The organism is Kluyvera sp., assembly GCF_047971185.1.
Taxonomy (GTDB): domain Bacteria; phylum Pseudomonadota; class Gammaproteobacteria; order Enterobacterales; family Enterobacteriaceae; genus Kluyvera.
This window is the reverse complement of the sequence record NZ_JBKDZH010000012.1, coordinates 42516-55895: the sequence shown is the minus strand read 5'-3', so window position 1 is coordinate 55895 and position 13380 is coordinate 42516. Positions and strand designations below refer to the sequence as shown.

Sequence of the window (13380 nt, the reverse complement as noted above, 5' to 3'; positions counted from 1 at the left end):
TCACTCTTTCTCCATGTTCAGCGGGAAATGACAGGCGAACAGGTGGTTCTTCGCTCCCGTCAGGCGCGGGGTTTCAATACATTTTCGCTGCGCGTACGGGCAGCGCGGCCCCAGGCGGCAGCCCATCGGCAGCTGTTCCAGCAGCGGAATAGCGCCGGAAAGGGTGTTCAGGCGGCTTTTATGCGGCATGGAACGGCCAAAGTCCGGAATCGCACGAATCAGCGCCTGGGTGTACGGGTGATGCGGCGTGGTCACCAGCTCTTCGCTCGGCGCGGTCTCCACCGTCTGCCCGCAGTACATGACGTTAATTTTATCCGCCCAGTGGGTCAGCATCTGCAAATCGTGGGAAATCAGCAGGATGGTGGTGTTGTTGTTCTGGTTAAGACCGGTCAACAGGCGGAAAATCTGCGCCTGCGTCGTCGGCTCCATGGCGTTGGTCGGCTCATCGGCAATCAGCAGACGCGGCTGGTTAGCCAGCGCGATGGCGATCATCACCTTCTGGCATTCACCTTCGGTCAGCTCATAGGGGAAGCTGCGCATCGCGTCTTTGTGATCCTTAATGCCGACGCGGTGCAGCAGCTCGATCGCGCGACGTTTCCGCCAGCCGAAGCGCTGCCACCAGTGGCCTTTAAAGGTCCAGCCGGGGATATTCTGCATCAGCTGGAGGCCCACGCGTTCGGAAGGGTCCAGACAGGACTGCGGCTCCTGGAAAATCATCGACACGTTGTGGCCGACCAGCCTGCGCCGTTCGCGGTTCGACAGACGCAGCAGGTCGATATCGTCAAAGCGCATACGGTCGGCGGTGACGCGCCAGTTGTCCTTGGTGACGCCACAAATGGCTTTGGCAATCAGGCTCTTACCCGAGCCGGATTCCCCCACCAGGCCGCGGATTTCGCCCTCGGCCAGCGTCATGCTGACGCGGTCAACGGCCTTCACCCAGCCTTCGTTGGTGTTAAATTCAATGGTTAAGTTGCGAATATCAAGTAGCGGCATTATTCCACCCCCGCGTTAATGGCGCGGCGAATACCGTCGCCCAGCAGGTTGACCAGCAGCACGCTGACCATAATCGCCGCGCCCGGCAGCATTACCGTCCACGGCGCAACGTAGATAAGCTCCAGCGCATCGCCGAGCATCGCGCCCCATTCCGGCGACGGCAGCTGCGCGCCAAGGTCGAGGAAGCCCAGCGCGGCAATATCGAGGATTGCCATCGACAGCGCGCGGGTAATTTCGGTCACCAGCCCGGCGGCGATATTCGGCAGAATAGCGAACCACAGAATATTCAGCGTGGTAGCGCCGTCGAGGCGGGCGGCGATGACGTAATCACGCTCCAGCTCGTCGTGCACCATGCTGTAGATCGAGCGCACCATGCGCGGCAGCAGGGCCAGCCAGACGGCAAACATCGCGTGGCTGAGATGCGGCCCGGCGAAGGCGACAACGATAATCGCCAGCAGCAGCGACGGAATCGACAGCAGGGTGTCGAGAATATGGTTCAGCACCGCCGACCGCAGGCCGCGGGTTGACCCGGCAAAGGCGCCCAGTACCAGGCCAAAAACGGTGGCGGCAAGCGTCACGACAAACGCGCCGCCGACGGTGGGCGCCGCGCCGCTGAGCAGGCGGCTCAGGACATCGCGGCCCAGATCGTCGGTGCCGAGGAAGAAGGAAACTTCGCCGTAGCGCGACCACGACGGCGGCAGCAGCTGATAACCGAGGAACTGCTGGTCGATACCGTACGGCGCAAACCAGCCGCCGAGGATACACACCACCGCCAGCCCGATACAGCCATACAGGCCGATCATCGCGGTGGTGTCGCCGTAGAATTTACGCCACACGGTACGCAGCGCGCCCGGCGGGCGCTTCTCGAGGTAGACGCTATCGTAAGGCATACCATTCCTTATGTTTCAGCGGGTTAGCCATAGCACCCAGAATATCGGAGATCACGTTAACAATGATCACCAGCGCGCCAATCACCATCACCCCGGCGGAAATCGCCGCATAGTCCTGCTGGCGAATGGCGTTAATCATCCAGCGCCCCAGCCCCGGCCAGCTAAAGACCATTTCGGTGATCATCGCCAGCGTGAGCATGGTAGAAAACTGCAATCCCAGACGCGGGATCACCGGCGGCAGCGCGTTGTGCAGCACGTGGCGGCGCAGAATAGTCAGACGCGAAACGCCGCGGGTGGCCGCCGCTTTGACGTAGTTGGTGTCGTAGACCGCAATGGTGCTGATGCGCATCAGACGCACCACTTCGGTAGTGGGGGCCACGGCCAGCGTCAGCACCGGCAGCACCATATGGCGCACGGCGCTGATGATCATCTCATGTCGCCAGGGCGAGTCGGAAAGCCAGGCGTCAATCAGCGCGAAGCCGGTGACGTTTTTCACCTCGTACAGCAGATCGAAGCGCCCGGACACCGGCAGCCAGCCCAGCGTCAGGGAGAAGAACAGCGTCAGCAGCAGCGCCAGCCAGAAGATAGGAATTGAGAAGCCAAGCAGGGCGAAAAAGCTGATCACCTTGTCCTGCCATTTGTTGCGGGTGATGCCCGCCAGCATGCCGACGGGAATCCCCACCAGCAGCGCAAAGCCAAACGCCAGAATGCACAGCTCCATGGTGGCCGGGAACACTTCGCGCAATTGCTCGGAAATAGGCTGGCCGTTGATGCTCGACACGCCGAAATCCCAGTGCATCACGCCGTCAAACCAGAACGCCCATGCGTTCCACAGCGACGCGCCCTGGAGCGGCGCGTGCGGGGTAAAGTAGCTCAGGCTGAAGCCGACGAAGGTCAGAAGAAAGAGCGTAACCAGCAGCAGCAACAGGCGACGAAGGGTGAAAATAATCATGGTTTTTGCACCTTCTCTTCTTTTTCCCGCGACACGCCGGCGAACGAGGCATTACCAAACGGACTCAGCACCAGCCCCTTAATGTCGTAACGATAGGCCTGCAGACGCAGCGAAGAGGCCAGCGGCAGCACCGGCAGCTCGCGCGCCAGAATCTGCTGGGCTTCGTCGTAGGCGTCAATGCGTGAGGCCAGCTGCTGCGAGTCCAGCGCTTTGCGCAGCACGCTGTCAAATTCCCGGTTACACCAGTGGGCGAAGTTGGTCTGCGAGTTAATCGCCGCGCAGCTCAGCAGCGGACGGAAGAAGCTGTCCGGGTCATTACTGTCGGTGGCCCAGCCGGAGAGCGTCAGGTCATTATTCATATCCATCAGCCGTGCTTCCTGGAAGCGGCCCTCCACCGGCACGATAATCACCTTCACGCCAATCTGCGCCATGTCGGCCTGAATCAGCTCGGCGGTTTTCAGCGGGCTAGGGTTCCACGCCTGAGAGCTGGTCGGCACCCACAGGCGCAGCGTCAGCTTATCCAGCCCCAGCGCCTGTAAACGTCGACGCGCTTCCTGCGGGTTGTATTCGGTAATTTTAGCCTCGTTATCGTAGGCCCAGGAGGCGCGAGGCAAAATAGAGGCCGCGGTTTCTGCGGTGCCATAATAAATGGACTGCATCAGGCGCTGGTTATTAATCGCCAGCGACAGCGCGTGGCGCACCTCGGGGTTATTCAGCGGCGGCTTGTCGGTGTTAAAGGCCAGATAGGCGATGTTCATCCCCGGACGCAGCGTCAGGCGCAGGCGCGGGTCATCGCGCAGGATGGTGAGCTGGCTGGCGGCAGGCCAGGCCAGCACGTCGCATTCGCCGGTCAGCAGCTTAGACAGACGCCCGGTGCCGCCGGAGCCCAAATCCACCACCACCTGTGGCATCAGCGGCGTGCCGCGCCAGAAGGCGGGATGACGCTGCAAACGAATATACTGCCCGGCGCGGTACTCCGACAGCTGAAACGGCCCGGTGCCGACCGGCTGACGATCGAGCAGTTCCTGACGGTCCTGTTTGGTCAGCTGATTGGCGTACTCCGCCGACATCACCGACGCATAGTGGGTTGCCAGATGCCAGAGAAACGAGGCGTCCGGGCGGTTGAGGCGGAACTCGACGGTATGGCTATCGAGTTTGCGCACGCTGTGCACGCTGTCGGCAAACTGGAGACTATCAAAATAAGGGAACGCGCCGCCGTTGACGTTATGCCACGGGTGCTGGCGATTGAAAATGCGCTCGAAGGTAAATACCACGTCGTCGGCGTTCAGCGCGCGCGACGGTTTAAACCAGCTGGTGGTCTGAAACTGGACGTTATTCCGCAGGTGGAAGCGGTAGGTTGCGCCGTTATCCAGCACCTCCCAGCTCTCCGCTAGCTCCGGCACCAGACGATAGGTGTACGGGTCGACGTCCAGCAGACGGTCGTAAAGCTGGGCGGCCAGGGTGTCGACAATCAGCCCGCTGCCTGCTTTTTGCGGGTTGAAGGTGTTGACCTGCCCGCTGACGCAGTAGACAAAGCCGCTGTCGCGAATGTCGGCATGGGGAGGGGCAAGCGGCTGCGGCGCGGCAATCGCATGGCCGCAGATTAACCCCAACGCAGCCAGGAACGGAGACAAATTCAGGCGCATAGTTTCATTGTTTTTTCGATTGATCTGCAAAGTGTATCGCACTTACGGCTACCAGGTACAAATGTCTGCGCGCAACTGCTTTAAAAGTCATCAGATCAGTGGGGTTAACTCGTATAACACCAGCGCATTGCTCTCCAGCGCCTCAACCACCTGCCAGCTTTCCGCTACCGTTTCTTCGCGCACGCTCAGCGCCGGTCGGGTTTTATGCGCCAGCCACGTCCAGCTCTCCTCATCCGGGCCGCTGCTGCTCTCAATGGCTTCCAGACGCGGGAAAAGCGCGCCGTTGTGCTGGTCGAACAGGTGCCGCTTAATTTTCCAGCGGCCGCTCAACCCCTGAAGCTGTACCGGATACTGCTGGCGAAAGCGCTGAATAAATGCCTCTTCGCTCGATAGCCACGGGTTAAACACCACCGGGTTGCGCAGCAGCAGCTGATAGCGGCCGCGCTGGTGCAGCAACATCACGTTTTTGTCGTTCACCAGTATGTCGCCCTGCAAACGTTGCCACAGCCACAGCACCCAATAGATGGGACGCGTCAGCCCGTGATGGTAATACAGCGCCAGGCTGGAGGTGTCTATAGTCCCGTTGCTGCGCGCCTCACCCTGCTGGCTGGCGTTGAGCCAGAAGCCCGTGAGCTGTACCTGCTCGGCCAGACCGAGCCGGTTGTTCATCAGCAGCGCGCCGCGGAAGAACTCGCCGTTGGTGCGGCGCGTGGAGCCGGTCAGGGTGTTCCACGACAGCAGCCAGAGCGGTAGCGCAAGCTGATGCTGACGCAGGGCGCGCTGAATCTGCCGAACCTTATGCACCGGGTAGTTCTCGGTGGCGGCCAGCCGGGTGCGATCGAACGGCTGCTGCTGGATACGCTCGTTCGCGTTGGCGAAACAGGCGAGGAAGTCGGCTTCTTTCAGCAGCGGGGAGGCGAGGATGGCGTCGTCGACGGTATCCTCTTCGGTGATGCTAAAGCGGTGACAAATGCCGAGCTGCGAGTCCGGTGACCATTGGCGGATCGCCGCTTTTTGCTGCGCCCAGACCTCGGCGCTGGCCTGCGGCGACCAGTGCCAGACGAACTGCCAGCTCGCCAGCGTTGACGGCGGAAAGTGCTGGGCGGCCAGGCGTAAAAACTGGCGCAGCAGGTCGGGGCGCGTCGTCAGGCTGGTGTGCAGCAGCACCTGCCAGCCCCGCTGCGCCAGGAAGGTGAAAACCTGCTGTAAATGGTACCAGCAGGCGTAGCCAACCATCTGCGGATCGTCCCAGCCTTCACTGAACAGCCGGCTGCTGAGGAAAGGTTCATGAATATCAATGGCGTGAATCGGGATCTGCGCATCCAGCGCCATCAGCGACTGGCGGACATCATCACGCAGCAGGTCGTCCAGTTCGCGCAGCGTAATCATCACCTGAGCGTGGCGCAGCGGCGCGCGGCGGATCGCAACCGTGTCGAGGGCAATCTGCCGCGCCTGAAGCGGTGGCTGGAGCGGCGGCGGGCTGTCCCAGTCCTGCTTACCGACGTGGTTGAGCAGGGCATAGAGCGTCTCGGCGGCCACCGGCAGCGTGCGGTCAGGCGGATTTTCGCGGGTGCGGCTACGGGCGACGGTGGTTGACTGTTGACGATACTGGCGCGGCGTCATGCCGTGGCGGCGTTTAAACAGATCGCTCATCACTCGCGCGCTGGCAAACCCCTGCTGCTGGGCGATACGCTGCACCGGCAGGGGGGTGGACAGCAGCTGTTCGGCGGCGTTTTCCAGCCGCAGCGCGGTGATGTACTGCATAAAGCTGACGCCCACTTCTTTATGGAACAGCCGTGAAAGCCAGGCTTCCGATACGCGTTCGGCGCGGGCGATTTCGGCCAGCGACAGGCGCTGGCTGTACTGCGACTCAATGCGCGCCACCACCTGGCGAATGCGATGGCTCCACGCGGATTCATTATTGCGCGGCGCGCCCGCTTTACGCGGCTGCTGAAAGTGGGTCGCCAGCAGCAGGGCAATTTCGCTCAGCCAGCGGTTGGCCTCCAGCCGGGAGTGGTTTTCATGGTTGAGCAAATGGGTGACCAGCAGCTGACGCATCAGCCCGCGCAGCCGTCCTTCGGGCTCCAGCGCAGGGTGCGGCACCTGATAGTCAACGGCAAAAAAGTGCGCGTCGAGGCGCGTCAGCCAGCTGCTGGCCATCACCAGCGTCATCACCGTATTGGCCTGCTCGCCGTGCAGCCGCCAGCGCTGGTTGGGGTTGACGATCGCCAGCGCGCCGGTTTGCAGCCCCCGGGTGTCGTCGGCTGCTTCCAGAGTGACCTCGCCCTGAAGTAGCCAAATCAGCGTCAGCGCCTGCTGTTCATCGTGCACCTGATGGCGAACGTCCTGCACCACAACGGAAAAGTCACTGATTTGCTGGGCTGCCATGGTGCTCTCCTGCGAAGACAAAAAATAACCGCTGCTTTTTTGTCATAACCAAACCGTATGAAAAATAGTCATTTCATTTTTCGTCAATATAGAACAAAAAAGCGCATTTTATCGCCGCTTGCACGTCATAAACTCGACGTTATCACTGTGGAGCCATAAAGGGATAACAAAAATGACACATCCTATCGTTGAAGCATTGCAGAGCCGTGAAGCGGAATTTATCGCGCTACGCCACCGTTTCCATCAGCAGCCGGAGATTGGTTTTCAGGAGCACAAAACCAGCGCCGAAGTGGCGAAGCTGCTAAGCAGTTGGGGCTATGAGGTGGATTACGGCCTGGCGGGGACCGGGGTCGTGGGCACCCTCAAGGTGGGCAACGGCGGCAAAACGCTGGGGCTGCGCGCCGATATGGACGCGCTGCCGATGCAGGAGCGCAGCGGCAAGGCGTGGGCCAGCGAAACCGACGGCTGTTTTCACGGCTGCGGCCACGACGGGCACACCACCACGCTGCTGTATGCGGCGGAATATCTGGCGCGTACCCGACAGTTTGACGGCACGCTGCACCTGATTTTCCAGCCGGCGGAAGAGCTGCTGTACGGCGGCCGCGTGATGCTGGAGGACGGCCTGTTCACCAGGTTCCCCTGTGACCGTATTTTTGGCCTGCACAATATGCCGGGGCAGAAACTGGGCAAAATTGGCCTGCGCGACGGCGCGATGATGGCCTCCTCGGACACGCTGCACATCGACGTTCAGGGCGTGGGCGGCCACGGCGCGGTGCCGGAGCATACCGTCGATGCCACCGTGGTGGCCTGCCATATTACGCTGGCGCTGCAAACTATTGTTTCGCGCAATATCAGCCCGTTCGACCCGGTGGTGGTGACCGTGGGCAGCATTCAGGCGGGGCATGCGTCAAACATCATTAATGACAAAGTACAAATGAAGCTGACGGTGCGCACCCTCAACGAGCAGGTGCGTAAAACCGTGCTGCAGCGTATTCACGATATCGCCGTGGCGCAGGCTGAAAGCTTTAACGCCACCGCCACCCTGACGCACGTCAACGGCAGCCCGGTGCTGAGAAACGATCCGCAGGCTAACCAGATGGTGCGCGATGTCGCAACCTCGCTCTTCGGCGCGGAGTCCATTGGTACGGTCAATCCGTTTATGGGCAGCGAAGACTTCGCCTTTATGCTGGAGCAGAACCCTAACGGCGCGTACTTCACCATCGGTGCGGGCGACGAGCCGGACCGCTGCATGGTCCACAACCCGGGCTATGACTTTAACGACAAGATCCTGCTGACCGGGGCGGCGCTGTGGTGCGGCCTGACGGAACATTACCTGCGTGGATAAGTGACGCGCGCAACATGAGGGCGAGCCATGAGTACCGTGACGTTGAATGAAGCGCAGTATGTCGGCACCGACCGGCTGCTGGCGGGGATTGTGTTAAGCGTATTGACCTTCTGGCTGTTTGCCCAGTCGGTGATTAACGTCGTCCCGGTCGTAAAAAACAGTATCGATATTTCGCTGGAGACGCTGACCCTCGCGGTCAGCCTGAGTGCGCTGTTCAGCGGCTGCTTCGTGGTGGCCAGCGGCGGGCTGGCGGATAAGTTTGGCCGGGTAAGGCTGACGCTGATCGGTCTGGCGTTAAGCATGGTGGGCAGCGCGTTGTTGGTGGTGTCGCAGGGGCCGCTGCTGTTTCTCACCGGGCGCATTATTCAGGGGCTCTCTGCGGCCTGCATCATGCCCGCCACGCTGGCGCTGATCAAAACCTGGTATGAAGGGCGCGCGCGGCAGCGGGCGGTCAGCTTCTGGGTTATCGGCTCGTGGGGCGGTAGCGGCCTGTGCTCGTTTGTCGGCGGGGCAATCGCTACCGGTCTGGGCTGGCGCTGGATCTTTGTCTTCTCGATGGTGGCGGCATTCGCGGCATTCTGGCTGATCCGCGGCACGCCGGAGAGCCGCAGCGCCACCGCGTCACAGCATAAAATGGACCTCAGCGGGCTGCTGAGCCTGGTGGCGGCGCTGGTGCTGTTCAATCTGTTTATCTCGAAAGGGCACCACTGGGGATGGACCAGCGGCCTGTCGCTGACCATGCTGGCGGGCGCGATCGCCGCGATGGCCTTTTTTGTGCGCAGCGGGTTGCGCAAAAAAGAGGCGGCGCTGATCGATTTCGCGCTGTTTAACAATCGTGCTTATAGCGCGGCGGTGCTATCGAACCTGATGCTCAACGGCGCGATTGGCACGATGATGATCACCAGCATCTGGCTCCAGCAGGGGCGGCATCTTAGCCCGTTCCAGACCGGCATGATGACGCTGGGCTATCTGGTGACCGTGCTGCTGATGATTCGGGTCGGCGAGAAACTGCTCCAGCGTTACGGCGCAAGGCTCCCCATGATGGGCGGCCCGGCGATCGCGATGGTGGGGATTTTCCTGATCTCCTGCACCTTCCTCGACACCTGGACCTACATCGTGACGGTCTTTTTCAGTAACGTCTTGTTTGGCCTGGGGCTGGGCTGCTACGCCACGCCGTCTACCGACACCGCGGTGAGCAGCGCGCCGGAAAATAAGGTGGGCGTCGCTTCCGGGATTTACAAAATGGGCAGTTCGCTGGGCGGCGCGTTTGGCCTGGCGATGACCGCCTCGCTGTACGCGCTGTTTCTACCGCACGGCATGGCGAAAGCGGCGCAGTACGCGCTGTGGTTCAACTGTTTGCTGTGCCTGGGGGCGATTATTGTGAGTGCGCTGATGCTGCCGCGTCGTCGTTGACGTCGGCAGATGGGGTTTCATACTGCGGATTTAATATTAATTAAGGCTCCGAATGGAGCCTTAATTATCATCAGGAAGCCACTTTACTATCCGTAGTTTACGAGCCTGGCCTTCCTGGCAGGGCCGACGATATCCAAATCTTTTTCACGACGGCCAAGCGTAGCAAGTTTACTTCCGTCCACCGTCATCCAGAAGTCCAGCGATTTTTGGGCGGCAGTCATTGCTTTGTCTTTATTTATTTTTTTATGATGCTTAATCATATTGCCTCCGCTCTGGCAGATGGTGACTTTCTACCATTTTACACTAGGGGTGTTCACATAACAAACAACGTAGAGCGTAGCTATTATTCATCATTACTGTCGCTCTCCATCTCCCGGATCTTTCGAAGTATCTGCAGTTTGACATCAATAACGGTAGAGGACATGCGATTAAATCGGGTGAAATCCTCTGCAAATCCATATGACCTATAGCGTGGTTTTGCCACATCTGAAGGATCCTGAATCCCAATATCTTCTATTTCGTTGATATCGCAAAATGTCGTGGCGTACACGAGAGCGATAGTCAGTACGTTACCTGTCAGCACCGTCGTCTGGTCGTTAATGAAGTTTTCTAGCATGCAAATAGCAAATTCATCTCGGCGTTGGTCAAATTTACAGATAATGACGGCATGCAAACCATCGGCTACCGTGTGGTCCGTCACTTTTAAAGCGATGTCTAAAATACCCTCACTGACATTCCCGGCATATTGCGTCATGGCCCAGGGCCAGTTCAGCACACTTGTTTCAATCCCATTTTGCAGCGTTCTTTTTTCCGCATCGCTTAGCACGTCAACAGAAATTCCGAACCATCCAAAAGCGTGTAAAACTTGCCGTGTGACCTCGAGACTCTGCTCATGTGTTTCCTGAATTGATAATTCGCTCACTCCATTAGCCTTTCCTGGCGATTTGCGTGAGTGAAAGGGTAAAGCAGAGACCGTGAAAAGTTAACGTATACCGGGAGTCTGAAATCAGACGAAGGGGGAGGTTGTTCGGTGCTTTCTGTGTGAAAGCACCTGATGGAGGAGGGCATTTACAGCGCGTGCTTTTTCAACAATGCCCGCAGCTGATGGTACGTTAACCCCAGCAGCTCGGCGGCGTTTTTCTGGTTAAACCGGGCCTGTTGCAGACTCTGCTGTAACAGGCCTTTTTCTTGCTCCAGCTGGAACTGGCGCAGATTCAGCGGCAGCGTCGGGCCGGCTATTTCCGCTGTGGGTTCCTCGTTGACGGTGGTCTGGCGGTGGAAGGGGTCGATGATAATGTCGTCCAGCGGCTCATCGATGGAACCGTGGCGATAAACCGAACGCTCGACCACGTTTTTCAGCTCGCGAATATTACCCGGCCAGCGGTAGTGCAGCAGCGTCTCGCGGGCGCGGTCGGTAAAACCGGGAAACAGCGGCAGCTTTAGCTCACGGCACATCTGAATGGCGAAATGTTCAGCCATCAGCATGATGTCGCTCTGGCGCTCGCGCAGCGGTGGCAGCAGCACTACATCAAAGGCCAGCCGGTCGAGCAGGTCGGCGCGGAAAGCGCCTTCTTCCACTAATTGAGGCAGATCGGCATTGGTGGCGCACACCAGGCGGACGTTAACCTGCAGCGGCTGGCTGCCGCCGACGCGCTCCAGCTCGCCGTATTCAATCACCCGCAGCAGCTTTTCCTGCACCAGCATCGGCGCGGTGGCCAGCTCATCAAGAAACAGCGTGCCGCCGTCTGCACGTTCAAAGCGACCCGGATGACGCTTTTGCGCGCCGGTAAAGGCCCCGGCTTCGTGGCCGAACAGTTCAGAGTCGAGCAGATTTTCGTTCAATGCCGCGCAGTTCAGCGAGATAAACGGCCCCTGCCAGCAGGAGGAGAGGTAGTGCAGACGGTTGGCGATAAGCTCCTTACCGGTCCCGCGTTCGCCGATAATCAGCACCGGTTTATTCAGCGGCGCCAGCCGGGAAACCTGCTCCAGCACCTCGATAAAGCGGTTGGCTTCGCCGAGGAGGGTGTCTTTGTAATCTGCCATGATGAAATTCGCCACTTGTTGGTGTAATTCGCCATTTCACTGTAGGCGTTTATGGCACAAAATTCAATCACATCGTTTATAATCAATAAGATAAAAAGTTGGCACGGAAGTTGTAATAACCATTACGCAGGGCTAAGCCCGAAACACAGAACCAAGAGGATTGAACAATGGGTATTTTTTCTCGTTTTGCCGACATCGTGAACGCCAACATCAACTCACTGCTGGAAAAAGCGGAGGACCCGCAGAAGCTGGTGCGTTTGATGATTCAGGAAATGGAAGACACGCTGGTGGAAGTGCGCTCCACTTCCGCCCGTGCGCTGGCGGAAAAGAAAGATCTGACTCGCCGCGTCGAACGCGCGCTGGCGCAGCAGGAAGAGTGGCAGGAGAAAGCCGAGCTGGCACTGCGTAAAGATAAAGACGATCTGGCACGCGCGGCGCTGATTGAAAAACAGAAGCTGACCGATGTTATCGATACGCTGGAACATGAAGTCACGCTGGTGGATGAAACCCTGGCGCGCATGAAGAAAGAGATTGGCGAGCTGGAGAACAAACTCAGCGAAACCCGCGCCCGTCAGCAGTCGCTGGCGCTGCGCCATCAGGCGGCCAGCTCGTCCCGCGATGTGCGCCGTCAGCTGGACAGCGGTAAACTGGATGAAGCGATGGCTCGCTTTGAATCCTTTGAACGCCGCATCGACCATATGGAAGCCGAAGCGGAAAGCCATCGTTTTGGCAAACAGCCGTCGCTGGAGCAGCAGTTTGCTGAACTGAAAGCCGATGATGAAATCAGCGAGCAGCTGGCCGCGCTGAAAGCCAAAATGAAGCAAGATAATCAATAACGACTCCGGCGGCACCGACCGTGCCGCTGCTCATAACATATAAGGAGTATCTATGAGCGCGCTTTTCCTCGGCATCCCGCTGACCCTGTTTGTGCTGTTCGTTCTGCCGATTTGGCTCTGGCTGCACTACAGCAATCGCTCTCGTTCGGGCGAACTGTCGCAGGGGGAGCAGCAGCGTTTGCTGCATTTGACCGACGACGCTAAACGGATGCGCGAGCGTATTCAGGCGCTGGAAGCCATTCTGGATGCCGAACATCCAAACTGGAGGGACAAATAATGGCGCTGGATTTTAACAAAAAGCTGTGGCGTATTCCCCAGCGAGGCATGGTGAAAGGGGTCTGCGCCGGTATCGCCGAGTACCTCGACGTGCCGGTGAAGCTGATTCGTATTATTACCGTGCTGGCGATGCTGTTTGGTCTGTTTTTCTTTGTGGTCGTCGCCTACGTGATTTTAACCTTTGCCCTCGACCCGATGCCGGAGGGGGCAATGAACAACCCGCATCAGCCCTCCAGCCGCGACCTGCTGGATGCGGTAGATGCTGAACTGGCCGCCGGTGAACAGCGGCTGCGTGAGATGGAACGCTACGTGACGTCCGACACCTTTACCTTGCGTAGCCGGTTCCGTCAGCTCTGAAATTGAGGTTAATGATGAACAATAAATGGCAGCGGGCAGGCCAGAAGGTGAAGCCCGGTTTGAAAATCGTCGGCAATCTTGCCCTGCTGACCGCATTACGCTACGGCCCGGCAGGGGTTGCCGGGTGGGCGGTGAAGTCCGTTGCCCGTCGTCCGCTGAAGATGATTCTGGCGGTGGCGCTGGAACCGCTGCTGTCGCGCCTCGCCAAACGCTATTTCCCCATGGCAAAATAGCGCTATCG

General features: G+C 59.1%; 14 protein-coding genes. 6 read left to right on the top strand and 8 right to left on the bottom strand.

Annotated elements, in window-relative coordinates; translation table 11 throughout:
- From sapD to ACK5JN_RS01985, 5 genes are all read right to left on the bottom strand, one after another.
- Complete coding sequence (gene sapD / locus ACK5JN_RS02005) at positions 1-993, bottom strand: putrescine export ABC transporter ATP-binding protein SapD (RefSeq protein ID WP_416868616.1); 993 nt, start codon at positions 991-993, stop codon at positions 1-3.
- Entirely contained in the window at positions 993-1883 is an 891-nt protein-coding gene (gene sapC, locus ACK5JN_RS02000; RefSeq protein ID WP_416868615.1) for a putrescine export ABC transporter permease SapC, read from the bottom strand. Before sapC ends, sapD begins: the two co-directional genes overlap by 1 nt.
- Complete coding sequence (gene sapB, locus ACK5JN_RS01995; RefSeq protein WP_416868614.1) at positions 1870-2835, bottom strand: putrescine export ABC transporter permease SapB; 966 nt, start codon at positions 2833-2835, stop codon at positions 1870-1872. Before sapB ends, sapC begins: the two co-directional genes overlap by 14 nt.
- Complete coding sequence (sapA, locus tag ACK5JN_RS01990; protein WP_416868613.1) at positions 2832-4481, bottom strand: ABC transporter substrate-binding protein SapA; 1650 nt, start codon at positions 4479-4481, stop codon at positions 2832-2834. Before sapA ends, sapB begins: the two co-directional genes overlap by 4 nt.
- Positions 4482-4571: 90 nt before the next feature.
- On the bottom strand, positions 4572-6869 hold the full coding sequence (locus tag ACK5JN_RS01985; RefSeq protein ID WP_416868612.1) for a helix-turn-helix domain-containing protein: 2298 nt from the start codon (positions 6867-6869) through the stop codon (positions 4572-4574).
- A gap of 172 nt (positions 6870-7041) precedes the next feature.
- Between ACK5JN_RS01985 and ACK5JN_RS01980 the strand changes: the two genes are divergently transcribed.
- Positions 7042-8214, top strand: coding sequence for a M20 aminoacylase family protein (locus ACK5JN_RS01980; RefSeq protein ID WP_416868611.1), 1173 nt, complete (start codon positions 7042-7044; stop codon positions 8212-8214).
- Between the two features lie 27 nt (positions 8215-8241).
- Positions 8242-9627, top strand: coding sequence for an MFS transporter (locus tag ACK5JN_RS01975; RefSeq protein ID WP_416868610.1), 1386 nt, complete (start codon positions 8242-8244; stop codon positions 9625-9627).
- 86 nt (positions 9628-9713) lie between these two features.
- Here the strand turns inward: ACK5JN_RS01975 and ACK5JN_RS01970 are convergent, their stop codons facing one another.
- The 3 genes from ACK5JN_RS01970 to pspF form a co-directional block, all read right to left on the bottom strand.
- The gene (locus ACK5JN_RS01970; RefSeq protein WP_416868609.1) at positions 9714-9887 is read right to left on the bottom strand and encodes a hypothetical protein; all 174 of its coding nucleotides are present in this window, start codon (positions 9885-9887) and stop codon (positions 9714-9716) included.
- Between the two features lie 83 nt (positions 9888-9970).
- Positions 9971-10549 carry a hypothetical protein gene (locus ACK5JN_RS01965; RefSeq protein ID WP_416868608.1) on the bottom strand — a complete coding sequence of 193 codons (579 nt, stop codon included), beginning with the start codon at positions 10547-10549 and terminating at the stop codon, positions 9971-9973.
- A gap of 146 nt (positions 10550-10695) precedes the next feature.
- Positions 10696-11670, bottom strand: a complete 975-nt coding sequence (gene pspF / locus ACK5JN_RS01960; RefSeq protein WP_416868607.1) for a phage shock protein operon transcriptional activator — start codon at positions 11668-11670, stop codon at positions 10696-10698.
- A 167-nt stretch (positions 11671-11837) separates the two neighbouring features.
- Between pspF and pspA the strand changes: the two genes are divergently transcribed.
- Genes pspA through pspD form a run of 4 tightly spaced genes read left to right on the top strand, consistent with a single transcriptional unit; the run spans position 11838 to position 13372 of the window.
- A complete protein-coding gene (pspA, locus tag ACK5JN_RS01955) occupies positions 11838-12506 on the top strand; it encodes a phage shock protein PspA (RefSeq protein WP_416868606.1) in 669 nt (222 codons plus the stop codon).
- Between the two features lie 52 nt (positions 12507-12558).
- Positions 12559-12783, top strand: a complete 225-nt coding sequence (pspB, locus tag ACK5JN_RS01950; protein ID WP_416868605.1) for an envelope stress response membrane protein PspB — start codon at positions 12559-12561, stop codon at positions 12781-12783.
- Positions 12780-13139 (top strand): envelope stress response membrane protein PspC, encoded by a 360-nt coding sequence (gene pspC / locus ACK5JN_RS01945; protein ID WP_416868659.1) that lies wholly within the window; start codon positions 12780-12782, stop codon positions 13137-13139. Before pspB ends, pspC begins: the two co-directional genes overlap by 4 nt.
- A 14-nt stretch (positions 13140-13153) precedes the next feature.
- Positions 13154-13372: a phage shock protein PspD gene (pspD, locus tag ACK5JN_RS01940; RefSeq protein WP_416868658.1), complete on the top strand. Its 219-nt coding sequence runs from the start codon at positions 13154-13156 to the stop codon at positions 13370-13372.
- Positions 13373-13380: the final 8 nt, after the last annotated feature.